The organism is uncultured Bacteroides sp., assembly GCF_905207245.1.
Taxonomy (GTDB): domain Bacteria; phylum Bacteroidota; class Bacteroidia; order Bacteroidales; family Bacteroidaceae; genus Bacteroides.
Genome location: NZ_CAJLKP010000027.1, coordinates 38363 through 64350, shown reverse-complemented (window position 1 = coordinate 64350; position 25988 = coordinate 38363). Strand labels below are relative to the sequence as shown.

Here is a 25988-nt window from a genome sequence, read left to right as displayed (position 1 = left end):
CGCGCCATCGGCAGCACCCAGCTACATAAGATTGTGGTGGTGTATAAAGGCATGGAAATGAGAGTGTGCGAAGAAATTCTCCCCCCTACTCATTAATCGCACCACACCCCGGACAACACCCTTTTTCTTTAAGCTTCTGTCCGCAATTACCGCAACGATAGCGGTAAACAACAAGTATGGTATGCATCTTTTTCAGGAAAATCCAGATGAAAGCGGCAAGGAAGACGTAACCGATATAAATCTGTGTAGTCAGTATAAAGAAGAAATAGCAGAAGATGCAGCAAGATGCCAACCCCAACAAATAGAACATAGCGGCAGCAGGCGAAAGCTGGCGGAACAGATCATCGAGCACTGCCAGCAGCACAATGATAAACAGCCAGATGCTCAGCAAGAAGACTGAAAGAACAAACGGCACTTTAAAAGGAGAAAGCGTAGGATTAAAGTAGAAGTGTTCCCATGTTTCGGGCACAAAGACCTGCATGGACTCGTACACCGTAGCACTGAAAGCCATCAGCAGGCAAAGCAACAACGGATACACACTATCTATATCATTGAAATAAACCATCTTCAACTGTTTACGTCGGAATAGGCGCAGCATCCAGGCCCCCACAAACAAAGCGAAAATAATAACAAAATACGATGCATGCGTATCACTGAATAGGTAAATGAATTGGGAAATACTATCCGTCGGCACAAAAGCCTGCATCATCTCCCGCTCACCAATCCAGCCCTGTATATCCTGAGTATGGGCCAGCTTCACCCAGACGCTATCCACGCTATCTGCCAGATGAATGGCTAACTCGGCCACTACCACACGATCCCCTCTGTAAAGGGTATTATAGCAATCTTTCACAGGAAGGCAGGCGAGTACAACAGAATCCTGCACCACTTCCAAATTGGTATTCAGCGTATAGTGGCGGTCATAAAGGTAAGTCAAGGAATCGCGGGTCCCGGCACTCATTCCTTCCTCATCCAGATTGGGACGAGAATAGCGGCAAGAAAGAAAACAGAAACACAAGAATAAGGAAATACAGATAAGTGCAGACCTGCGCAAAGAAAAGAAACGGCACACTTTGTGTAGTCCTATGCTGATTCGCATTCCTGACTCATATTTCACTTCCTTATTCCGCATAAACCTTCATCTGACAATTTTTACAATCAAACTCCAGACGGAAACGCTTACCGTCGGTTCCTGACAGGTAATAAGGTTCCCGGTAAGGTGAACGTCCTTTCTGATAAGTAGGACACCAACCCATACTATAACGCAGGCAATGTTTGCAAAACATCAGGACAGCACCCGGAACAGATTGCTTCTCATAGGCCAGAGCCACGGAGGCAATGCCGTGGTCAGCATAGAAAGAAGCGGCACGGGTGTTCATTACATTGCCAAGATACGTCAATGAAGTTCCGAAAGCGGCTGGTTTATGCAGAGTCTCCGAAAGCGGGAAAGGATGGGTGGTCGGTTTCCAGACAGCTAGTTCCTGACGGTAGTTGATGCGGCGGTCAGTAATGAGTTTTTCTATAACCTGGCGACGCCATTCGGCTACGACGGAAGCAGGGAGAAACCAGTTGTCGGAAAAGCATATTTCGATGGCGGAACGGGTTTCGGGCAAATGATACTTCGCCCCTACAGGAAGACAAGCATCAAAGGGAGTATTTCCTAATTTGCCGAGTTGCGTGCGCAGATTATCCGCCTGCGGAGTACGGGCAAGTTCTTTCTGATAAGGGAAAGAAAGGGTCACACTATTATCATCCTCATCCGTAGCAGTCAGGGTAAAGCCAAAAGCCGTATCTGCCAAAAGCAAGGATACGGCAATCTTCCGCTCGGAAGACTTGCGGGAAAGCAGCTTCTCAAATTCCTGGTCGAAGTTGCGGTAGAGCACAGTTCGCGGACGGATACGGGGCACCTCACCTGCCGGATAAAGTTTATTTCCGTCCACGCGGTTGATGCGAAAACCTTGCAAACGGTCCTGTTCATCAAGATAGCATACGCCATCACCGTTATTAAATGATTTCAGTCCGGCTACCGTAAGGTAATTTCCACGTTGCTCTTTCATAGTTCCCATCTCTTCACCGAGAGATTTCGGGGTATCGAAAGAGAAAATCTCTTCACTGCGTCCATGCAGGAAATAGTGAGTAAATCCACGACTGAAGCTCTTATCCAGTTGCGGCCGGAAAGTATAACGGCAGATACCGGAAGAAGCACGCACATATTCTTTGCGGCGGGCAAAGATGGTATCCAGCTTCTGGCGATAGGCTGCTGTGACATTCTTTACGTAAGAGACATCTTTCAGACGACCTTCTATTTTAAGTGAAGCAGCGCCCGCATCGAGCAGTTCTTCCAGCATATCACTCTGATTCAAATCTTTAAGGGATAGCAAATGCTTATCACGTACAATTATTTTTCCGTCGGTATCCACCAGGCTGAAAGGCAGACGGCAAAACTGTGCACACTCTCCCCGGTTGGCACTACGCCCAAAGCATGCCTGACTGACATAGCACTGTCCACTATAGCTAACGCATAGTGCCCCATGCACAAATACTTCCAACGGCACTTCCGGACAGGCTTTATGAATATGGCTGATTTCCTGCAAGGAGAGCTCACGTGCCAATACTACCTGCCGGAAACCGGCTTCTGCAAGGAAGCGTATTTTCTCCGGCGTACGGTTATCCATTTGCGTACTGGCGTGCAAGGGAATAGGTGGCAGGTTTAAGTGAGTGATTCCCATATCTTGCACAATAAGCGCATCCACTCCCGCACGATACAAATCCCAAATCATTTTCTCTGTCTCTTCCAGTTCTTCTTCCTTTAAGATCGTATTGACAGTCACATAAATCCGGGCATTATATAAATGGGCATGAGCCACCAAAGCAGCTATATCTTCCAACGAATTGCCGGCTGCTGCACGTGCGCCAAACTTAGGCGCACCGATGTAGACCGCATCCGCACCATGATTAATAGCCTCAATGCCGCATTCCATGTTTTTGGCAGGAGCCAGTAACTCTATCTTTCGTTGCTTTATCATATTTTTTAGTTACAAGTTACAGGCTACGAGCTACGAGTGCTATGCTATGACCGCAAAGTCTTGTCACTCGTAGCTCGTAGCTTGTAACTACTTTATATCGTTGATATTATACGGAGTTTCCTGATATACGAAGTAGTTCAGCCAATTGGAAAACAGTAAATTGGCATGGGCACGCCAACGTACCATCACACCTTTGTCCAAATCATTATCCACATAATAATTACGAGGCACTTCAATAGGCAGTCCTTTGCCTAAATCTCTGCGGTATTCTGTATCCAGTGTCAACGGAGAGTACTCCGAATGCCCGGTCACAAAGAACTCACGCCCACCACGTGCCACAACAAGATGCACGCCTGCCTCTTCCGATTCAGAGAGCAAAGTTAGTTCCGGCACTTTCAGGATATCTTCTTTCCGCACTTCCGTATGGCGGCTATGTGGAACATAGAACACATCATCGAAGCCGCGGAAAATGGCATGCAGCGGCTGCAACGGACGATGTTCGAAAATGCCGAACATCTTCTTATCCAAGGCATACTTAGGCACTCCATAATGATGATAGAGTCCGGCCTGTGCCGCCCAGCATATATAAAGGGTAGATGTGACGTGCGTACGCGCCCAATCAAAGATTTCCATAATCTCATCCCAGTAAGTCACTTCTTCAAAATCCAGTTGCTCTACCGGGGCACCGGTGATAATCATACCGTCGTACTTCTCGCCACGCATCTTCTCAAAGTCAGTATAGAACGTCTGCATATGTTCAACAGGCGTATTCTTCGATGTATGACTCTTGATTTTCATGAACGAGATTTCCACCTGAAGCGGTGTATTGGAGAGCAAACGCACAAGGTCTGTCTCCGTGGTAATCTTCAAAGGCATCAAGTTCAGGATAACGATGCGCAACGGACGGATGTCCTGTTGCGTGGCGCGCGAGTTGTCAATGACAAATATATTCTCTTCTTTCAGCAACTCTATCGCCGGCAGCTTATCAGGTAAATTTAATGGCATAAGTCCTCAGATTATCTTTAATTCGACTACAAAGGTACGTGATAATTTTGAAATCTCCCGCGAAAGAAAGAAAATGTAGGGTAAAACCTGTTTATTTATCACCTTCATACAAAGCATAATAAGTAAAATTATGAACATAAAAGAGATATTTCTTTCATTACATTAAAATAAAATTTTACCTTTGACGTCCACTAACGTTAATTAACGTTGACGAACATAAAGATAGAATAGAACCTGAATTCAAGCGTGACTTCAAATAATTAGCATCTTAAAGCCGACAGACTTTTCCATACCAGTTATGGTCCTACTCAATCCCCCCGAATATTCTGATGCATTGATTGCTTAGTAAAATTAAGTATTAATCCGGAATGCATATATGCATTTCAATAACCAAACAACAATGAATAGAAAAAACATCAAAAACAAGAGTTTGATGCTCCTATCGCTATGTACTATTCCGCTGTTAACAGCTTGTGTCAACGAAATTGAATCGGAGGATTCTTCCGGAACTATTCCGATCAAGTTTTCCACAAAAGTCAATAACAACAACACTCGTGTTACAGACACAGCATTCGAAAAAGGAGATAAAGTAGGACTATATGCTATGCTCCCTTCCACTTCAATCACAGAAAAACGCTATATAGACAATATATGGTTGGAATGTGGGGAAAACGAGGTATTTACTCCCGAAAAAACAGTGTTCTATCCCGCAGGAGACGCAACACTTGACTTTATCAGCTATTATCCTTATCAGAAAACGGGAATTCCCATAGGCAAATCTACCATTCCCGTATCCATCCAAACCGATCAGAGCAAGGACAGTAATCGTGTCCTGTCTGACTTTTTAATAGCATCAGAAGAAGATATAGCAAGTAGTGAAGACGCAGTAGAGCTACAGTACAAGCATAAATTTACCAAGATAAAAATCATAATCACGCCCGGTGCCGGAGAAGACGTTACAAAAATGTATAATGCCAAACCCAGAATTATAGCAACAGGCTTCAATACCAAAGCAGAATATGATACAAAGACAGATACTTTTATAAATCTCACCGAAGAAACAGATATCATCCCTCATGGTGAATGGAATATAATGAGTGGTAACTTAACAGGAAAGGAATTTATTATCATACCACAAAAGATATCCCCTGATATACAATCGTTCACAATGGAATGGAATGGAAAAGTGTACACCTGTCCGATGCCGGAGCTAACCATGCAAGGAAGTACGCAATGCCAAATAAATATTACAGCTATGCAGGCTACAAGTCACACCCTTACCGGAATAGCCAGTAAAGTTGACGACTGGGTGAATGGGGAAAATAAAGATACTGATAATCAAGGAAGCATCACCACCATTCGTCTCGCAGCATTATCTTTTTCCCAATCAAATGTATATAGGGTTTATCATGGGGGAAAGCCTATAGCAGAAGTTTGCAAAGAGTATCTGAAATCTGACAAAATCACTTCTAAAGCTATCATTGTATATCCGGTTAAAGAAGATGAACTAAGTGATCTGAGTCACGGCACCGTTCTGCAACTACAAGACGAAAAGGAAGCCATAAATGGTGGAATAATAAAGTGGGATATGGATAAAAATAGTTTCAGCTACACAGAAGGTAGTTCCCCATTCATTAATAAGTTCTATCTCAATGCAGAAGGTACTATTTTATTAGAAGAACCGGAAAACCCCATCAGCATAGATATTGTCAGTCATACCATCAGAGATATACGTAATGGAAATACCAGCGAGTATTCGATTGTAAAAGTTGGTACACAATACTGGATGGGAGAAGATTTACATGCAACGGCATATAGGGATGGTACTACTTTAAGCAAACAAACAAATTTGGGAAAAGGGGCGAGTTACTTCAAGCCCAAAGATTATGAAACTTATTTCTATAATGGTGAGGCTGTACTTAAAAACAATTTAGCACCAGCAGGATGGAAAATTCCCAATACGAATGATTGGAATTCCTTAAAAGCTTATATAGGGAATGATGCCTCTTTAATAAAAACCGGAGCTTGGGAAGCGTCAACAGAAGGTAAACCTGTTTGCCCGGCTTCCAATCTGACCGGGTTTGCCGTATATCCGGCAGGCATGTGGGGTGATGGACAGCATCTGCTTAAAAACAAATTAGTAGGTTACTGGACATTAGACTATGAAGATGGTAGTAGTAGTATACCAGAGCAAACAGCTTTCTTTACCGGAAGTAGTAACTTATGTGATTCAGGCAATACTCTCGTTTCGAAAGCTAGTTATTATAAAGCCCTTTCGATACGCTGTATAAAAGAATAGCCGGATAAAAAAAGCATATCTCATTTCTTTTTCGTATTTTTGTTCCCAATGTACAAATAGTTTTGTTCACCGAACAAAGACAACGAAAAAGAAATGAAAATTATCGACCTGATACACAGCAATGAGAAGACAGCTTTCTCTTTTGAAATACTGCCACCGCTGAAAGGCACAGGCATCGAAAAGCTGTACGAAACCATAGATACTTTACGGGAATTTGACCCTAAATACATCAATATTACCACGCATCGCAGCGAATATGTATACAAAGACCTGGGTAATGGCTTGTTTCAACGCAATCGCTTACGCCGCCGTCCGGGAACTGTTGCCGTAGCCGGTGCTATCCAAAATAAATACAACATCACCGTAGTCCCTCATCTTCTTTGCAGTGGTTTCACCCGTGAAGAAACGGAATATGTGCTGCTTGACTTACAATTTCTCGGCATCACGGACTTACTTGTTTTACGTGGAGACAAGGCAAAGCATGAATCGGTATTTACTCCCGAAGGCGACGGTTATCACCACGCCATCGAATTACAGGAACAAATCAACAATTTCAATAAAGGCATCTTCGTAGATGGTTCGGAAATGAAGGTGACGAATACACCGTTTTCCTATGGTGTGGCGTGCTATCCAGAGAAACATGAAGAAGCGCCCAATATAGATACTGACATTTATTGGTTAAAAAAGAAGATGGAAGCAGGCGCAGAGTATGCCGTCACACAGCTTTTCTATGATAACCGAAAATATTTCGACTTCGTGAAACGCGCACAGAAAGCAGGTGTTACCATCCCTATTATTCCCGGCATCAAACCATTCAAGAAAATATCTCAAATCAGCATGATACCCAAGACCTTTAAGGTAGACCTGCCCGAAGAGCTGGCACGTGAAGCTATGAAGTGCAAAACAGATGAAGAGGCCAAGCAAGTAGGTATCGAATGGTGTGTGCAACAATGCAAAGAATTAGTAGGGTATGGTGTGCCAAGCATTCACTTCTATTCCATTGGTGCCGTAGATAGTATAAAAGAAGTTGCAAAACTGGTCTACTAAAAAGAAGTTGAGAGTTGGAAGTTAAGAACAATGTAAATCGTAGATAATATCGTGTTTTTCAAAGATGTAATAGGACAGGAAGCCGCTAAAGAGCGATTAAGACAAGAAGTGCAAGAAGGACGCATCCCTCATGCACAACTATTTTGCGGTCCATCGGGGGTAGGAAAACTTCCGTTGGCAATGGCCTATGCCCGTTACATTTGTTGCCCGAATCGTACCAAAACAGATGCTTGCGGAACTTGTCCTTCTTGTGTAAAATGGAACAAACTGGTACATCCTGATGTGCACTTTGTCTTCCCCATCGTAAAGAAAGGGAAAAAGGAAGTTTGTGATGACTATATAGCCGACTGGCGGCACTTGATATTAAACAGCCCCTATTTCAGCCTCAACCACTGGCTCAATGAGATGGATGCCGAAAATGGGCAAGCCATCATCTACGCAAAGGAAAGTGATGAAATTGTACGAAAACTCAGTTTGAAGTCAAGCGAAGGCGGATACAAAGTCACTATCGTATGGTTACCGGAAAAGATGCACGTAGTCTGTGCCAACAAATTGCTGAAACTTCTGGAAGAGCCACCTGAAAAGACAGTATTTCTATTGGTATCCGAGACTCCGGACATGATTTTACCAACCATCCTAAGCCGTACGCAACGTTTCAATATCCGCAAGATAGAAGAAACAGACATTGCCAATGCTTTGCAACAGAAATACGGTGTACGTCCCAACGATAGCTTCACCTTGGCACATCTTGCCAATGGTGACTTCATTAAAGCGTTGGAAACCATCCATCTGAATGAGGAAAATGAATTGTTCTTTGAACTATTCGTCAGCCTCATGCGTCTCTCCTATCAACGAAAGATACGGGAAATGAAGCAGTGGAGCGAACAACTCGCAGGCATAGGACGCGAACGGCAGAAGAATTTCCTGGCATATGCCCAACGTATGATTCGTGAGAATTTCATCTACAATCTGCACAACAAGGAGATGAACTACATGACCTTGCCTGAGCAGAACTTTGCCACCCGCTTCGCTCCTTTCATCAACGAACGGAACGTGATGGGGATGATGGACGAACTGAGTGAAGCACAGATACACATCGAGCAGAACGTAAATGCCCGGATGGTATTCTTTGATTTTTCATTAAAAATGATTGTTCTACTTAAACAGTAGAAACCAGATATATAATTGTAAATAGCTAAATCATAAATAAAAAGATGGATTTTAAACTACATAACGGAAGTGGAGGTCTCTGTTGCAAAAGTTGTTGCAGACAGGACAAGCAACTGAACACCTACGACTGGTTGGCTGACATCCCCGGAAACGGAGAAGAGAGCGACATGGTGGAGGTACAGTTCAAGAATACCCGCAAAGGGTACTTCCGCAACAGCAACCGTATACCTCTTGAAAAGGGAGACATCGTAGCCGTAGAAGCAACACCGGGACATGATATCGGCGTAGTAACCTTGACCGGACGGCTCGTTCCGTTACAAATGAGGAAAGCAAATATCAAATCCGAAGCTGACATCAAACGTATCTACCGCAAGGCAAAACAGGTAGATATGGACAAGTATAACGAGGCGAAAGACCGCGAGCACAGCACGATGATACGTGCCCGCCAAATTGCCCTCAACCTAAACCTCAATATGAAAATCGGTGATGTGGAATATCAGGGAGACGGCAATAAAGCAATCTTCTATTACATTGCCGATGAACGTGTGGACTTCCGTCAGCTCATTAAAGTACTGGCTGACGCTTTCCATGTACGCATTGAGATGAAACAAATCGGTGCGCGCCAGGAAGCCGGACGCATCGGAGGCATCGGTCCCTGTGGACGTGAACTTTGTTGCGCAACCTGGATGACTTCCTTCGTGTCGGTATCTACAAGTGCGGCACGTTATCAGGATATTTCCCTCAATCCTCAAAAGTTGGCAGGACAATGCGCCAAACTGAAATGTTGTCTCAACTACGAAGTAGACTGCTATGTAGAAGCGCAGAAGCGCCTCCCTTCCAGAGAAATCGAACTGGAAACTAAAGACGGTACATTCTATTTCTTTAAAGCGGATATTCTGAGTAACCAGATAACATACTCTACCGACAAAAATATTCCTGCCAATCTGGTAACTATCAGCGGTAAACGTGCGTTCGAAATCATCGGCATGAACAAGAGGGGTACTAAACCTGACAGTCTCATAGAAGAAACACGCCGTGTAGAATCTAAAAAGCCGGTAGACTTGCTGGAACAAGAAAGTCTCACTCGGTTCGATCGTAGCCGCAAGGCAAAGAACGGCGGAGAGAATAACGGTGGCGGAAACGGCAATAATAACCGCAAGAAAAAGAAAAAAGGAAACCCTAACCAACCTGCGGAACAACAACCCAGACAACGTCCGCAAGGAGACTTTAGATCCCCAAATGGTGCCAGACCTCAGAACGAACAGCCTAGACAGCAAAGTGACCAAGCCAAGCCGCAAAGAGACCGGCAGCAAGGAGAACAGCCCAGACGTAACAAGCCGCCAAGGAATAATCGTGAACGGGGCGACGGGCAACGCGAGAACGGTCAGCGCAACGACAAAGGCGCCAGACCCAATAATTCACCCAGACAACAAGGAGAGAAACCAGCCGGAAATGAAAAGCCAGCTCAAGCATAAGACGTTTCTCCAAAAGAGTTTGATACTACTGTTTGCCGCAAGCCTCTGCATGGCTTGCGACGAACAGACGGTATATCATACCTTTCAATCTCTGCCAACGGAAGGGTGGCAGAGGAAAGATACACTATTCTTCAATGTGATGGTTCCGGACTCCGCTACGCTCTACAACGTATCCGTAGAAGTCAGAAACCGAAACAATTATCCTTATCAGAACCTGCCTCTTCTTATTTATTACGACAGCCCGGAAGCCCAGAACATCAAAAGGGATACATTAGAACTGAAACTTGCCGACAGTGCAGGCATCTGGCTGGGTGACGGTTGGGGCGGATTATATCAATCGACACTCTCCGCAGGACTTATTCGCATTGGAAAAGTCGGAGAATACCGCTTTAAAATCACACACCTGCTACCGGACGAAGTACTTCCCGGCATCAATGACATAGGAATTAAATTAAAACGCTGAAAGTCTTTTTTTACGTCCTGCATCAATTCGCAAGAAGATGAACAACAGGATAGTGAAGCCCCAGAGAGAGGAGCCGCCATAACTAAAGAATGGTAGAGGGATACCAATCACAGGCGTCAATCCCAGTACCATACCTATATTTATAAATAGGTGGAACAAGAATATACTGAGCACCGAATAGCCATACACCCTGCCGAAAACAGACGGTTGCCGTTCCGCCACAGCTATCAGGCGAAGTATCAATATAAGGAATAGAAGCAATACGGCAGTAGAACCGATAAATCCTTCCTCCTCGCCTACCGTGCAGAAAATAAAATCCGTATCCTGTTCGGGCACATATTTCAGTTTGGTCTGCGTACCATTCAGGAATCCCTTCCCGGTCAATCCTCCCGAACCGATAGCAATTTTAGACTGATTCACATTGTATCCTGCACCAGTCAAATCTTCCTCCATACCCAATACTACCTTGATACGAATCTGTTGATGCGGTTCCAGTACTTTATTAAAGAAATAATCACTTGAATACAGAAAACCGATAGAACCGATAGCAAACAAGCCTATCAGGAAATAGCTGAGATGTCGCTCACTCAAAGAAAGAAAAATAAGATACCCTACCACCAGAATGCATAATCCCCACTGTACCCAAACCAGATTGAACGGAACCACATGTTCTGAGATAATATAAGCTATCAGTAACACCCCCACCGTAACCAATAGTATATTGCGTACAGGTTCCCACTTTTTTTTATACACCCATACCATACCTGCAGCAGACAAAAGTACCATAGACAGCACTGCGAACTCCCCTATCGGTGTCGGTGTATCGGCAATAAATACCTGATCGAAACGGATGCCTACCACAAAATAGACAACCGCACACAAGCCGGAGAATAACACCACACCCGGCATCCCTTCCCGGTACAATACCAGAAAAAATGCAGTGTATACCAGTGCAGAACCCGTTTCTCGTTGCAGGATAATCAGCACCATCGGGAGTAGGATAAGAGAAACCATCATCAGTATGTTCTTCCAGTTCTTCATGGTGAACGAATAGGAATTCATATACTTGGCAAGTGCTAATGCCGTGGCAAACTTGGCAAACTCTGCCGGCTGCAAACTGACAGGTCCCATCACCAGCCACGACCGGGAGCCCTTGGTATCAGGAGCTATAAATATGGTAACTACAAGCAATATGGCAAGCGCTATATAAATCAGGTAGGCAAACATATCATAGATATCATCATCCAACATCAGCAATACAAACCCTAAACCGAAAGAACAGATAATCCACACCAACTGCTTACCCGCACGGGTTGAGAAATCCCAAAAGTCGCGGTCGCCATAGTCATAACTTGCCCCGCAGACACTGAACCATCCAAATACGATAAGAATCAGATAAACGCAAATCGTCACCCAATCCAATGATTTCCATATACTATCTCTCCTCGTTACCATACATTATAACACGGTTACTCATCTCTTCCGCCCGTGCCTCACTGGCAGGCGAAAGTTTTCCGTTCAAATACTGTTCCATCATCAGAGCACCATAAGGTACTCCATAAGTAGCCCCCCAACCGCCATTTTCCACATAAACGGCAATGGCAATCTTTGGCTTATCCATAGGTGCAAAACCAATAAATGCGGAGTGGTCATGTCCGCGGTTTTGTGCCGTACCGGTCTTTCCGCATATTTCCACACCGGGCAGAATAGTCCCCGCAATGCGACAAGTAGCACTTCCGGTAACACCTGTTACTGCTGCCCGCATACCTTCTACTATTTCTTCATAATACTGCCGGTCAATAGAAGTATACCGACGTTCCCGATAGATGCTGTCCAACTCTGCTTCCTGGATTTCCTTTACAATATGAGGGGTTACGAAATAGCCACGGTTGGCAATGGTAGCCGCCAGATTCGCCATTTGCAAAGGAGTGCTCAATACTTCACCCTGACCGATAGAAATACTGATTACCGTCAGTCCGTTCCACGAACCGCGATAGGCTTTATCATACACACCTGCATTCGGAATAAATCCACGCTTTTCTCCGGGAAGGTCCGTACCTAATCGATAGCCGAATCCCTGGGAAACCATATGATCTTTCCAGACTGTAATCGCATTTTGTGGCGAACCATACTTCCGGTCACCAAACATGCGATAAAGTCCCCAACAGAAGTAAGCGTTACAAGAGGTAGCGATTGCCGGAATCAGTGGCAATGGCGACCCATGTCCATGACAGCCTACCCGCAAACCACCATAAACAAACCCATGAGAACAAGGGAAAGATGTGGAAGGCTGAATAATTCCTTCTTGCAGGAAAGTCAAAGCCTGTGCTGTCTTAAAAGTAGAACCCGGCGGATAAGATCCCATAATGGCACGATTCAATAAAGGCTTTTGCTTATCCATCTGCAACATCTGATGATTTTTTCCACGTTGACGACCAATCATCAAATGCGGATCAAAGTTCGGAGCTGATACAAGACAAAGAATTTCCCCCGTCTCCGGTTCAATGGCTACAATCGCACCAATTTTGTTCTTCATCAGGCGTTCGCCCAATCTCTGCAACTCAATATCCAACCCTAACGTGAGATTCTTACCCGGCACAGACGAACGATCCAACTTTCCATCCATATAATGTCCCTGAATACGTCCATGTGCATCACGAAGAAGAATTTCAACTCCTTTCTCTCCACGCAGGTATTTCTCATAAGACTTTTCTATTCCCTGCTTGCCTATATAGTCACCACGAATATAGTAGTCATCCGCTTCGATATCTTTCATTGACACTTCACCAATATCCCCCAAAGCATGTCCGGCGGCATCATATGTATATTGCCGGATAGTACGCCTCTGAATATAGAAACCGGGGAATTTGAAAAGTTTCTCCTGAAACACACCGCACTCTTCCGCCGAGAGCTGCGTCATAAAAACCTGATGCGTATATCTTGAGTAGCCAGGGTTCATCCAGCGGTTCCTCACATCCGCCATTCGCTTAAGAAGCTGTTCTTTGGTAATATTCAGTGTACGGCAAAAATCCAGTGTATCAAGTTGCGTCACCTCTCGTGGCACAAACGTAATATCATATGCCGGCTGATTGAACACCAACAACTTTCCATTACGATCATAAATCGCACCACGCGAAGGATACTGGATTTTATTAAGAAAAGCATTGCTATCTGCATTCTTTTTGTAACTATCAGTCATGACTTGCAACACAAAAAGACGCATAATATAGATGATGACAATCACAATCGCCACCCCACCTATCACCAATTTCCGCTTTTCGAGTACGTAGTTTTTAGCCATTTTACTTTTTCCTCACTCCTTCTATAGCCATTATGCAGGTTATAGTCAGCAACGCACTTGCCACAATTCTCAGTAGCAACGTTCCGATGTGGGCGAACGAAAAGAATTCTATGGTAAGTAATATTGCATGATGAACAAAAACACTGACAACCAAATATTTCAGAAAGGGAGCAATTCCCATCGACTTTATCGAAGGAACGATGTTCTCTAATGTATCTCGCGGCACAAACAATCGCAGGAAAGTAGGCCGCAAGAATGCCAGCGCTACCGTAGCCGCCGCATTCATGCCCGGCGTATCCGAGAAAATGTCCACTGTCAGTCCCAGGAAGAACGCCCATAGCATTAAGGCATTTCTCGGCGTTTCCGACTCGAACTTCAGTATGAGATAGATATATAGAAAAGGAGTGGCATATCCGGCAATATGCACATTGTTCAGTATCAGCACCTGCAATAGCACCAAACCAATAAACCAACCTAATTTATGCAGATAATTGATGACCACACTTATTAAATTAAAAATTGAAAATTAAAAATTAAAAAATGAAGGGGAGTTTATTCTCTTATCATTTTTCATTCTATCACTTTTCGCCCTATCACTTTATCATCTCATCACTCTATCACTTTTCCTCTTCCTTCTCCAACGCTTTCTGCTCTTCCTGTCCTGTACGGGCAATTACACGCACATTGCTCACTTTTCCGAAATCCGTAGCCAGTTTTATCTTTAATAGATAAGAAAGGCCGTCGTGCGAGTCGGACATATCATCCACCGTGCCCACTAAGACTCCTGCGGGAAATACCGTAGAGTAACCGCTTGTCACAACCGTATCGCCCAGGTTGAACTCGGCATGACGGGGCAAATCCTTCAAATAAGCGAAACGGGAATCTCCATATTCCCACTTCAAATAGCCGAAATAGTCACTGCCCACAATCTTACAACTAATACTCGATTTACTGTTCAGCAACGGAATGACGGTAGAATAATGCTGAGAAGTCTTATAAACAATACCTACCACTCCATTGGCATCTACCACACCCATTTCCGGACGGATACCTGCACTGGTTCCCTCGTCAAGAGTGATATAGTTATCCAGCCGGTTCAAGCTATTCTTAATCACATTCGCCTTGAATATCTGATATTCTTCCGGTTCGAGCCGTTCCAGGCTATACAGCCTGACAGAGTCCATTCCGTTGTTTTTCAGTGTCTTTTCAAGGAATGCCACCCGTTGTTCCAGCCACATGTTGCGGTCCAGCAGGTCTTCATTGGTTGTTTTCAGGTGGAAATAAGAAGTGATAGCTCCCGAAATATCATAAACTTTCCCCGCCACGCTATTGGCAGAAGTAAAAAACACGCTCTGCTGATAGTAATTGAAGCGGAATAATAAAACAAAACTGGCTGCCTCTAACAATAGAAAGAGGAACCAGTAGTTGTATTTAACAAGAAAGTTCAGTAAATTTCGCATATCCTTTTATTACCGCATAAGGAATGAGAAACGATCCACATTCTTCAATGCAACACCTGTACCTTTAGCAACGGCATGCAAGGGGTCTTCGGCAATATGGAACGGAATGTTTATCTTATCTGTCAAACGCTTATCGAGTCCGCGGAGCAATGCACCACCACCTGCCAGATAAATACCGTTGTGCACGATATCGGCATACAATTCGGGAGGTGTATTTTCCAGCGCATTCAAGATAGCAGTTTCAATCTTGGAGATTGATTTCTCCAGACAGTGTGCCACTTCCTGATAGCATACGGGCACTTCCATAGGCAGGGCCGTGATACGGTTCGGTCCGTGAACAATATAATCTTCCGGAGCATCCTCTCCAAGTTCGGTCAGGGCAGCACCTACATTGATCTTAATACGTTCAGCCATACGCTCGCTGACTTTCACATTGTGCTGGCGGCTCATGTACTCCTGAATGTCAGCAGTCAAGTCATCACCGGCAATGCGGATAGAGTTATTGGCTACGATACCACCCAAAGAGATAACGGCGATTTCAGTAGAACCACCACCTATGTCTACAATCATGTTTCCTTCCGGAGCTTCCACGTCGATACCGATACCGATAGCGGCAGCCATAGGTTCGAAAATCAGGTAAACGTCACGACCACCGGCATGCTCGGCAGAGTCGCGTACGGCACGCAATTCCACTTCCGTACTACCTGAAGGGACACCGATTACCATACGAAGCGAAGGAGAGAACAGACGGCTACGGTTATTCACCATCTTTATCAGACCGCGTATCATTTGCTCACAAGCATAGAAGTCGGCAATTACACCGTCGCGGAGCGGACGGATGGTACGTATGTTTTCGTGGGTCTTTTCATGCATCATCTTTGCCTTGTCACCCACGGCAATCATCTTATCGGTACGACGGTCGAGAGCTACCACCGAAGGCTCATCCACCACAATCTTGCCATTGGTTGTGATAATGGTATTGGCGGTACCAAGGTCCATCGCTATTTCTTGCGTAAAAGAGAATAATCCCATGTAAATTAAAAATTGAGAATTAAAAATTAAAAAATATCACTCATATTAGGAACTGAGAATTAAAAGTGAGAGAAGATATTATTTCTCAATTTTCAATTCTCAATTCTCAATTTAATTAGTGTTTAAAATGACGGATTCCCGTAGTCACCATTGCGATGCCATGTTCATTGCAATAGTCGAACGAGAGTTGGTCTTTAATCGAGCCACCCGGCTGGATAACAGCAGTCACACCTTCGCCTCCGGCAATTTCCACACAGTCGGGGAAGGGGAAGAAAGCGTCGGATGCCATCACGGCACCTTTCAGGTCGAAACCAAAGTTCTTGGCTTTTTCAATAGCTTGCTTCAAAGCATCCACACGTGAAGTCTGTCCTACACCGCTTGCCAGCAATTGTTTGCCTTTTGCCAGTACGATGGCATTGGACTTGCTGTTCTTTACAATCTTATTTGCAAAGAGCATATCTTCTATTTCCTGTGCGGTAGGAGCTTTGGTGGTTACTGTCTTCAAATCTTCCGGCTGTTCGATGTTCAGGTCACGGTCCTGAACCAGTACGCCGTTCAGCAATGAGCGGAACTGTTTCTTCGGCAACGTAGTCGGCTTGCGAACCAGAATGATACGGTTCTTTTTCTGTCCCAGTATTTCCAGTGCATCCACATCGTAGTCGGGAGCGATAATTACTTCAAAGAAAATCTTGTTGATTTCCTCGGCAGCTTCCTTGTCAATCACACCGTTCGTGATGAGCACACCACCGAAAGCAGATACCGGGTCGCCTGCCAATGCATCGTTCCATGCTTCGAGCACCGTGGGGCGCGAAGCCAGACCACAGGCATTGTTATGCTTCAATACGGCAAAAGTTATATCTTCAAATTCGTCTATCAAGTCAACGGCAGCGTTGATATCGAGCAGGTTATTGTAAGAAATCTCTTTCCCATGAATCTGGTCGAACATTCCTTCCAGATTTCCATAGAAGTACCCCTTCTGGTGCGGGTTTTCCCCATAGCGCAAAGTCTTCTGATTGTTGGCAGAGCAACGGAATGCCGAACCTTCTTCACCATCGAAGTAGTTGAAAATGGCCGAGTCATAGTGAGAAGAAACAGCAAATGCCTCTTTGGCGAACCAACGGCGCTCTTCGATAGAGGTAGTAGCTCCGTGTTCCATCAGCATGTCGCGGAACGGCTGGTATTGAGCCTGAGAAGCAATAATCACTACATCATTAAAGTTTTTGGCAGCAGCACGTATCAGGGAGATGCCGCCTATGTCAATCTTCTCGATGATAGATGCTTCGTCGGCACCGGAAGCCACGGTAGCTTCAAACGGATACAGGTCGACGATTACAAGGTCTATTTCGGGAATTTCATATTTTTCAATCTGTTGCATATCCTGTTCCAGTCCGCGACGGCAAAGAATACCACCGAATACCTTCGGGTGCAAGGTTTTCACACGTCCTCCCAGGATAGAGGGATAAGTTGTCAGGTCTTCCACTGCCTTGCAGGGATAGCCCAGCGATTCTATAAACTGACGAGTTCCGCCGGTTGACAGAAACTCTACTCCTTCTTCATGCAGTTTGGTAATTATTTCGTCCAAACCTTCCTTATGATAAACCGATACCAGAGCGGTTTTAATTTTTTTTGTTTCAGACATGGATTTGCGTATTAACGATTTGATGCGCAAAGGTACTAAAAATGTTTATTTGCACATATACTCAAACACAATAAATTAGGTATAATTAAAAAAGGCAGCAATCCTGTTTAGGATTTACTGCCTTTTGCTTTATCTTTCGTAAAGTAGGAACTCTGAATATCATTGCATTATCAGAGCATTTTTGCCATCGTAGTGGCAAAGTTTTGCCATCGCATTGGCAAAGTCTTGCCATCATAGTGGCAAAGTTTTGCCATCACGGTGGCAAAGTTTTGCCATCACGGTGGCAAAGTCTTGCCAACGTGGTGGCAGTAATTACCAGATAGAGACGCGTTCTTCCACCGGTACGAACATTGGATCTTTTTCAGTAATACCGAATGCCTCATTCCATGCTGCGATGTGCGGCAATGCAGCGTCTACACGCCATTTGCCCAAAGAGTGTACATCCACCTTCGTCAATTGCAGGATAGCTTCGGGGCGGGTGTTGTTGGCCCAAACGTTGGCATAAGCCAGGAAGAAGCGTTGTTCGGGAGTGAAACCGTCTTTCACTTCCAGCGGAGCAGCAGCCGTAGCTTTCTTGAACGCTTGGAAAGAAACCTGCAGGCCTCCATGGTCGGCAATGTTCTCACCCAATGTCATACGCCCGTTGGCATGTACGCCCGGAGCCACTTCGATGCTGTCGAAGAAAGCAACCATCACGTCGGCACGTTTCTCAAAGTTCTTGGCATCTTCTTCCGTCCACCAGTCTTTCAGGTTACCGTCTTTATCGTACTGGCGTCCCTGGTCGTCGAATCCATGTGTCATTTCGTGACCGATTACCACACCGATAGCACCGTAGTTGAAGGCATCGTCAGCTTCCATATCGAAGAACGGATATTGCAGGATACCGGCAGGGAAACAGATTTCGTTCGTTGTCGGATTGTAATAAGCGTTTACGGTTTGCGGGGTCATCAGCCATTCGTCTTTGTCCACCGGTTTGCCAGCTTTTGCAACCATTTCGGCATAGCTCCATAAGTTAGCACGCTTTATGTTATTCCAGTATGAGTCGTCTTTGATTTCCAGTGTAGAGTAGTCTTTCCACTTGTCAGGATAGCCAATCTTCACGTGGAAGGTGGCCAGTTTTTCCTGTGCTTTCTGTTTGGTTTCATCACTCATCCAAGGCAGGTTGTTAATTCGCTCGCCCAAGCTCGTCTGAAGATTCTTCACCAGAGTAACCATACGTTCCTTGGCAGCAGCAGGGAAATATTTCTCTACATACATCTGTCCCACAGCTTCACCCAGTGCAGAGCTGACAACAGAAACAGCGGTCTTCCAACGAGGCTGCATCTCCTGTGTTCCGGACATAGTGCGGTCGTAGAAGTCGAAGTTTTGTTGAGCTATCTCGTCATTCAGGTAGTTGGCGGCAGCATCAATCAGTTTCCATTGCAGGTAGAGAGATTGCTGGTCAACAGGTAATGTATCCAGAATCTTGGCTGCCTCAGCCACAGAGGCAGGCTGACCTACGATGATTTCTTTTACGTCCTTCAAGCCAAGCTCTGACAGATAAGCATCCCAGTTGAAAGTGGGATAATTCTTCTTTATTTCTTCCATGCTCATCTTGTTGTAGTTGGCATGCGGGTCGCGCAGTTCGGTGCGAGAGCGGAAAGCCTTGGCAAGACGGGTTTCTACGTCCATCACTACTTCCATGCCTTTCTTGGCAGTAGCCTCATCGAAGCCTGCCAACTGATACATCTTCTGCACATGAGTGCGGAAAGCATCGCGGATAGCAGTAGTAGAAGGGTCTGTAGCCAGATAATAGTCACGTTCGCCCATACTCAAACCACTTTGATAAGTTTGTACGGCATTCTCGTTACTGTTCATTTCATCGGCAGCAACATACATTCCGAGGTAAGCGCCGATGCCTTGCTTGCGCAAGTTGGCCAATAGGGCATAGACATCTTTTTTATCCTTTAGAGCGGCTATTTGTTCCAGGTCGGCTTTGATAGGGGCAACACCTTCCTGGTTCAACTTCACGCTGTCCATAGCAATTTTATAAAGGTCGCCCACTTTTTGAGCCACACTACCGGCTTCATGCTGGGTGGCGGCAAGTTCCTCAATCAGACCTTGTATCTGTTTGCGGTTGTTCTCGGCAAGTTCGGTGAAAGAACCATATTGCGAATACTCAGCCGAAAGTGGATGGCTTTCAATCCAACCGCCACAGGCGTACTGATAGAAACTGCTTCCCGGAAGGGCAGTCGTGTCAAGATTGGCAAGTTTGATGCCGGCTGTCAATTCAGCCTTCTGCTTGCCGGTGCCGCATCCCGCCATCATGAGGCAAATTGCAGCGAAAGGTAAATACTTGGTAAATCTCATTCTTGTATTATTAAATTGGTTGATACATGTCATTGGTTACCACGCGCTTCTTCCAGTTCGGTAGAGGCGGTGTCCCACTCTTCCATCACGGAGTCGAGTTGTTGTTTCAACTTCTGATGCTGTTCGTAGAGTGTCATATCCGAAGCGCCTTCGGGAGTTGCCATTTTGGCTTCGAGAATGGCGATGGCGGATTCAGTCTGTTCTATCTCCTCTTCACAGTCGGCAACACGGCGTTCCAGCTTCTTGAGTTTTTTATTCAGTTCCTTTTGCTCTTCGTAAGAGAGTTTTGCGCCGGAAGGCTGCGCTGCCACATCCTTATCGGCACTTTCTTTTCCGTTGGAAGGGGAAGCTGAAAGTGTCGGTGATTTCTGTAATTCATTCAGGCTTTCTATCTGCTTTTTCTGTAGGAAATCGTAGATGCCGCCAAGATGTTCTTTCACAACGCCACCACCGAACTCATATACTTTAGTCGCAAGTCCGTCAAGGAAGTCACGGTCGTGGCTGACTAATATCACCGTACCGTCAAATTCGCGGATAGCATCTTTCAACACATCCTTCGAGCGCATATCCAGATGGTTGGTCGGTTCGTCCAGTATCAGGAAGTTCACGGGTTCCAGCAGGAGCTTAATCATAGCCAAACGGGTACGTTCACCACCTGAAAGCACTTTTACCTTCTTATCGGAAGCCTCGCCGCCGAACATGAATGCGCCAAGGATATCACGTATCTTGGTGCGGATGTCCCCCACTGCCACACGGTCGATAGTATCGAACACCGTAAGCGTTTCATCAAGAAGCTGTGCCTGGTTCTGGGCAAAGTATCCTATCTGGACATTATGTCCTAAAGTCAACTTTCCGGTATAATCGGTTATCTCGTCCATGATGCACTTCACGAGAGTAGATTTACCTTCACCGTTCTTGCCCACGAATGCCACTTTCTCACCACGATTGATGGTGAGGTTCACATCATGGAAGATGACGTGGTCGCCGTAGGCTTTGGCCACATCCTCACAGATGACAGGATAACTTCCGCTGCGATTGCTGCAAACAAATTTCAGGCGCAGTGCCGAGTTATCTTCTTCGTCCACTTCAATGCGGTCTATCTTTTCCAGTTGCTTGATGCGGCTTTGCACCTGCACGGCTTTGGTGGCTTTGTAGCGGAAACGTTCGATGAAGGCCTCGGTGTCTTCTATCTGCTTCTGCTGGTTTTCGTAGGCACGAAGTTGCTGCTCACGGCGTTCCTTCCGCAGCACGACAAACTCATCGTACTTCACTTTGTAGTCGTAAATCTGTCCGCAGGTGATTTCGATGGTGCGTGTGGTAACGTTGTTGAGGAAAGCACGGTCGTGACTTACCAACACTACCGCATTGGCACGGGTAGAGAGGAAGTTTTCCAGCCATTGGATACTCTCAATATCAAGGTGATTGGTAGGCTCATCGAGCAACAGCACATCGGGACGGCGAAGCAGGAGCTTTGCCAATTCGATACGCATACGCCAACCACCGGAAAACTCACTAGTGGAGCGGTCGAAGTCCTCACGGCTGAATCCCAGACCTTGCAGGGTTCGTTCTATTTCGGCACGGAAGTTAGTGCCGCCCATCATCAGGAAGCGTTCGTTCTCGTGGGTGAAGCGGTCGATAAGTTTATGATAATCCTCGCTGTCATAATCAGTGCGTTCGGCAAGCTGCCGGTTCATGCGTTCGATGTTTGCCTGCATCTCAAAGATGTGCTCGAAGGCAAGCTCGGCTTCTTGCATCACAGTGTGTTCATCGCTGAGAATCATCACTTGAGGCAGATAGCCAATAGTACATTCGCGGGGAACGGCAACAACGCCTGAAGTGGGCTGTTGCAAGCCAGCCAGTATCTTAAGCATGGTAGATTTGCCCGCACCATTCTTGCCCACCAGGGCGATGCGGTCTTTCTTGTTGATAACGTAAGAGACGTCTTCGAACAAAGGAGTGGCGTTGAATTCCACTTTCAGTCCTTCTACTGATATCATAGTGTCAATGAAATTTAGCGTTCAAGACTGCAAAGGTAGTCATTTCCGGCAGTTTGTCTTCAAATTATAGTCAGAAAGAAGACATCTGATACAACATTTCTGTTACTTTCACTGAGGATTCAGATTTACTAATATATATCAGACGCAGAGATATAACTTCCTAATGAATTATCCTTCCGGCAGCTTTGGTAAATTAGAAGAATACATCTACCTTTACGTCGTATATACAAACAGCAACCCAATTACTATACAAAAAAAGAATGAAAGAGGAACGCAATGTGCAACTATTCCGGGTAGGTCCCTACCTGTTCGGCACTTCATCTCCTATTCCAGGCTGGAAGTCAGAGGAACTTATCCCTTCCCTGAGCCCTTTCCTGTTGCCGGAAAAAGAAATTCCGGAAAGCAAGAGTAAGATTATATTCTCACTCAACATTCAGTTGGAAAAAGGGAGTAACGAGGAAGATAATTCGCAATACCACCAGCTCACAGAGTTTGAGTGGGAAGGTGCCACGTGCAGAATCAGCGTAATGACCGGTACCGACTCATACCTCATCACCATCCTTGCACCGAACGATACTAAAGAATATTCAGCCTGTTTCCACTCCGGCTTTGCCACAGGTACGTTGTTTTTGCACCACACAGAAGCAGATGCGTTCGTACTCAATAATATACTGATGATGGTGTATGCATTCAGGACTGCCTGCATGGATACCGTGCTGATGCATGCCTCCGTCATCAAGAAAGATGGAAAAGGCTACCTCTTCTTAGGGAAAAGCGGAACGGGAAAGAGCACGCACACCCGGTTGTGGTTAGAAAATATTCCCGGTTGCGAGTTACTGAATGACGATAATCCTATCGTCCACTATAATAAGGAAACCGGAGGAGCCACCGTCTACGGTTCGCCCTGGAGTGGAAAGACGCCTTGCTACAAGAACGATTCTGTTCCGGTAGGCGCATTCGTCCGCTTGGAGCAGGCACCGGAAAATATCATAAAAAGGGAAGGGGCAGCACGTGCATTCGCTTCCTTGTTGCCCTCCTGTTCCTGCCTGAAAGCAGTGGAAGAACTGAACAATGGCGTGATAGAAACCGTGAAACTTCTTGCCGCCAACCTGCCGGTCTATCATCTGAAATGCCGGCCCGACAAGGCGGCAGCCGAACTGAGTTTCAACACCATCAAGTAAGCAAATGATAAGCAACGAACAGAAAAGAATCATCCCCAATGAGGTATTACTCCCCGAAGTGGCACGCCTCATCAACGAAGGGCATACCGTGACGTTAATCATACGGGGCAACAGCATGAATCCCTTTCTTGTGGACCGCCGCGACCGCATCGTCGTAGGTCCCTTCACCGAAGCAGACTTGCAACCGGGTGCTGTTGTTCTGGCAAGGGAAAGTCTGGGACGCATCGTCTTCCATCGTATCATCCGCCGCAACGGACAGGAATTAACACTCCTAGGCGACGGAAACCTGAAAGTAACCGAACAGACCCATATAACGGATGTCATGGGAATCATGATTGCCGCCATACGCAAAGACAAGGAATACCCTTGCAACGGGCGAACCTGGCAGCGATATTCCTACTGGTGGATGAAGTTGATGCCTATAAGGCGCTGGTTGCTGGCGATATTCAGAAGAATCTAACATTAATAAATATACCACCCATGAAAATCAAAAAAGGCTTTACCCTCCACCAAGTCGGTGACGAATACGTCATCATGCAGAGCGGCACCGGCAATGTAGATTTCAGTAACATCATCAGTCTGAACCCCACAGCTGCCCGGCTATGGAAAAATGTAGAAAATAAAGAGTTCGATGCCGAAACGCTCGCCGCCTACCTTACGGAACACTACGAAGTAGAAGCCGACACCGCCGCACGCGATGCCCGCCAAGTGACAGAGGACTGGTTGAAAGCCGGAATCATAGAATAAAGATTGCAATACACTTTCCCGCGTAGCTAATCATATTAAAAAGATAAAGCATGAAGACAGCGCAGCTAAAATACGTCCGGGAAGTCTCCCACGGACAACGAGGACGCATCCTTCTCTCCTGCTTCACCGGAATTATCGGTGTAGGCGTCTCTCTTGCATTTATCTACGCCTCTAAAGTCGTCATAGACATCGCCACAGGTGCCGCAACCGGACGCCTGACTCATGCCGCCCTCCTCACCATCGCCCTACTGATAGCACAGCTTCTTTGCAGTGCCGCCGACACTTGGCTCAGTGCCCGTATGCAGGTAGAAGCCGGAAATGCCTTGCGCCACCGTCTCTTCTCCCGACTACTGCAAAGCCGTTGGAACGAACTGGAACGTTTCCACACCGGAGACATCGTAAACCGGGTGGAGCAGGACACTGCCGCCATCGTAGGACTACTGACCAGTACAATCCCCGCTTTTATTGTCACCATTGTCCAGTTACTGGCTGCATTCATTTTCTTCTGTCTACTCGACCCGTCCCTGCCATGGGTAGTTGTAGGAATCCTACCTATTTTTCTTCTCGGCAGCCGCTTCTACATGAAACGGATGCGCCGCTATACCCGGGAAATCCGGCAAAGTGATAGCCGTATTCAATCCGTCATCCAGGAGAGCCTGCAACACCGCACTGTTATCAAAACACTGGAACAGGGCGAACGGCATATCAATAAATTGGATGACTTGCAAGATGCTCTCCGTAGCCAGATATTCGGACGCACCCGCTTTTCATTATCGGCACGCACACTGGTAGCCTTCGCATTCTCCGGCGGTTATCTCACTGCTTTTCTTTGGGGAGCCGTCCGCCTCAGCACAGGCAGCATAACCTTCGGAACGATGACTGCTTTCCTACAATTAGTAGGCAAAGTGCAACGCCCTGCACTCGACCTTTCGCGCCTGCTGCCTTCGTTTATCAACGCCCTCACCGCCGTGGAGCGATTAATGGAACTGGAAGAACTGCCTGCTGAAACGACCGGAGAATCGGAATTCTTTGAAACAACGCCGGATTTGCAACTAAAGGATATTACCTTCAGTTATTCGCCAGGCGACCGCCCTATACTGAATCATTTCTCCTGCAACTTCCCCGCCGGAAGTTGTACTGCTGTTTTAGGTGAGACGGGTGCCGGTAAGACCACTCTTATCCGTCTGTTACTCGCTCTCACTACCCCTCAAGAAGGAGACATCACTCTTATAGGCAAAAGATTTTTAGGCCCTGCAAGTAACCACAATTCTTCATCTGTCAACGCAGCATTGCCTCAACTCTCAACTCTCAAGGTTTCTCCACAAACACGTGCCAACTTCGTCTACGTTCCCCAGGGAAATACCCTTTTCAGTGGTACTATCCGTGACAATCTCCTCATGGGTAATCCTCATGCCACGGAAACCCAGATGCTCCAATCCCTCCGCACCGCTTGTGCCGACTTTGTCTTTTCTCTTCCGCAAAGCATCGACACCAGTCTCAACGAACAAGGTGGCGGCCTCAGCGAAGGACAAGCCCAACGCATCGCCATCGCCCGTGCACTCCTCCGCCCGGGACACATCTTATTATTAGATGAAGCCACTTCCGCCCTCGACCCCGAAACCGAACGGCAATTAATAAAGAACCTGCGCAGAGACTGCACAGGAAAGACTTTTATCTTCATCACCCACCACCCCGCCGTAGCAGAATCCTGCGAAGCCAGCATACGCCTCTAAGAAGGGAAAGTAATTAAAAAAGGGAACCATCTCACGATGACTCCCTCTCATTACAATTTAAAAT

General features: G+C 46.0%; 20 protein-coding genes. 9 read left to right on the top strand and 11 right to left on the bottom strand.

Going from position 1 to position 25988, the window contains the following annotated elements:
- Positions 1-85: 85 nt before the first annotated feature.
- From QZ135_RS10445 to metA, 3 genes are all read right to left on the bottom strand, one after another.
- Positions 86-1099: a hypothetical protein gene (locus tag QZ135_RS10445; RefSeq protein ID WP_294608699.1), complete on the bottom strand. Its 1014-nt coding sequence runs from the start codon at positions 1097-1099 to the stop codon at positions 86-88.
- A 22-nt stretch (positions 1100-1121) separates the two neighbouring features.
- Positions 1122-3026 carry a U32 family peptidase gene (locus QZ135_RS10440; protein ID WP_294608697.1) on the bottom strand — a complete coding sequence of 635 codons (1905 nt, stop codon included), beginning with the start codon at positions 3024-3026 and terminating at the stop codon, positions 1122-1124.
- A gap of 87 nt (positions 3027-3113) precedes the next feature.
- Positions 3114-4031 (bottom strand): homoserine O-succinyltransferase, encoded by a 918-nt coding sequence (metA, locus tag QZ135_RS10435; protein ID WP_294608695.1) that lies wholly within the window; start codon positions 4029-4031, stop codon positions 3114-3116.
- Between the two features lie 400 nt (positions 4032-4431).
- On the opposite strand from metA, the gene QZ135_RS10430 reads away from it, so the two are divergent.
- The 5 genes from QZ135_RS10430 to QZ135_RS10410 all read left to right on the top strand — a co-directional run bounded on the left by QZ135_RS10430 (position 4432) and on the right by QZ135_RS10410 (position 10485).
- Positions 4432-6330 carry a fimbrillin family protein gene (locus tag QZ135_RS10430; protein WP_294608693.1) on the top strand — a complete coding sequence of 633 codons (1899 nt, stop codon included), beginning with the start codon at positions 4432-4434 and terminating at the stop codon, positions 6328-6330.
- Between the two features lie 93 nt (positions 6331-6423).
- A complete protein-coding gene (gene metF, locus QZ135_RS10425) occupies positions 6424-7377 on the top strand; it encodes a methylenetetrahydrofolate reductase [NAD(P)H] (protein ID WP_294608691.1) in 954 nt (317 codons plus the stop codon).
- A 51-nt stretch (positions 7378-7428) separates the two neighbouring features.
- Positions 7429-8547, top strand: a complete 1119-nt coding sequence (locus tag QZ135_RS10420) for a DNA polymerase III subunit (RefSeq protein WP_294608689.1) — start codon at positions 7429-7431, stop codon at positions 8545-8547.
- Between the two features lie 44 nt (positions 8548-8591).
- Complete coding sequence (gene ricT / locus QZ135_RS10415; protein ID WP_294608687.1) at positions 8592-10022, top strand: regulatory iron-sulfur-containing complex subunit RicT; 1431 nt, start codon at positions 8592-8594, stop codon at positions 10020-10022.
- Positions 10000-10485, top strand: coding sequence for a gliding motility lipoprotein GldH (locus QZ135_RS10410; protein ID WP_294608685.1), 486 nt, complete (start codon positions 10000-10002; stop codon positions 10483-10485). The genes ricT and QZ135_RS10410 overlap by 23 nt, the downstream gene beginning before the upstream one ends.
- Here QZ135_RS10410 and rodA read toward each other — a convergent pair.
- From rodA to QZ135_RS10370, 8 genes are all read right to left on the bottom strand, one after another.
- Positions 10474-11940, bottom strand: a complete 1467-nt coding sequence (rodA, locus tag QZ135_RS10405) for a rod shape-determining protein RodA (RefSeq protein ID WP_294608683.1) — start codon at positions 11938-11940, stop codon at positions 10474-10476. The two genes, QZ135_RS10410 and rodA, sit on opposite strands and share 12 nt — an antisense overlap.
- Positions 11921-13786, bottom strand: coding sequence for a penicillin-binding protein 2 (mrdA, locus tag QZ135_RS10400; protein WP_294608681.1), 1866 nt, complete (start codon positions 13784-13786; stop codon positions 11921-11923). The genes rodA and mrdA overlap by 20 nt, the downstream gene beginning before the upstream one ends.
- 1 nt (position 13787) lies before the next feature.
- Complete coding sequence (mreD, locus tag QZ135_RS10395; protein WP_294608678.1) at positions 13788-14288, bottom strand: rod shape-determining protein MreD; 501 nt, start codon at positions 14286-14288, stop codon at positions 13788-13790.
- Between the two features lie 115 nt (positions 14289-14403).
- On the bottom strand, positions 14404-15246 hold the full coding sequence (gene mreC / locus QZ135_RS10390; RefSeq protein ID WP_294608677.1) for a rod shape-determining protein MreC: 843 nt from the start codon (positions 15244-15246) through the stop codon (positions 14404-14406).
- 9 nt (positions 15247-15255) lie between these two features.
- Positions 15256-16278: a rod shape-determining protein gene (locus tag QZ135_RS10385; protein ID WP_009132050.1), complete on the bottom strand. Its 1023-nt coding sequence runs from the start codon at positions 16276-16278 to the stop codon at positions 15256-15258.
- A gap of 115 nt (positions 16279-16393) precedes the next feature.
- Entirely contained in the window at positions 16394-17917 is a 1524-nt protein-coding gene (gene purH, locus QZ135_RS10380) for a bifunctional phosphoribosylaminoimidazolecarboxamide formyltransferase/IMP cyclohydrolase (RefSeq protein ID WP_294608675.1), read from the bottom strand.
- A 312-nt stretch (positions 17918-18229) separates the two neighbouring features.
- Entirely contained in the window at positions 18230-20266 is a 2037-nt protein-coding gene (locus tag QZ135_RS10375) for a M13 family metallopeptidase (RefSeq protein WP_294608673.1), read from the bottom strand.
- 29 nt (positions 20267-20295) lie between these two features.
- Positions 20296-22263, bottom strand: a complete 1968-nt coding sequence (locus QZ135_RS10370) for an ABC-F family ATP-binding cassette domain-containing protein (protein ID WP_294608671.1) — start codon at positions 22261-22263, stop codon at positions 20296-20298.
- 260 nt (positions 22264-22523) lie between these two features.
- On the opposite strand from QZ135_RS10370, the gene QZ135_RS10365 reads away from it, so the two are divergent.
- Genes QZ135_RS10365 through QZ135_RS10350 form a run of 4 tightly spaced genes read left to right on the top strand, consistent with a single transcriptional unit; the run spans position 22524 to position 25924 of the window.
- Positions 22524-23444 carry a hypothetical protein gene (locus tag QZ135_RS10365; protein WP_294608668.1) on the top strand — a complete coding sequence of 307 codons (921 nt, stop codon included), beginning with the start codon at positions 22524-22526 and terminating at the stop codon, positions 23442-23444.
- Positions 23445-23448: 4 nt separating this feature from the next.
- Positions 23449-23904 (top strand): S24/S26 family peptidase, encoded by a 456-nt coding sequence (locus tag QZ135_RS10360; RefSeq protein ID WP_294608666.1) that lies wholly within the window; start codon positions 23449-23451, stop codon positions 23902-23904.
- Between the two features lie 20 nt (positions 23905-23924).
- Positions 23925-24191 carry a PqqD family protein gene (locus QZ135_RS10355; protein WP_294608664.1) on the top strand — a complete coding sequence of 89 codons (267 nt, stop codon included), beginning with the start codon at positions 23925-23927 and terminating at the stop codon, positions 24189-24191.
- A 50-nt stretch (positions 24192-24241) separates the two neighbouring features.
- Positions 24242-25924: an ABC transporter ATP-binding protein gene (locus tag QZ135_RS10350; protein ID WP_294608662.1), complete on the top strand. Its 1683-nt coding sequence runs from the start codon at positions 24242-24244 to the stop codon at positions 25922-25924.
- Positions 25925-25988: the final 64 nt, after the last annotated feature.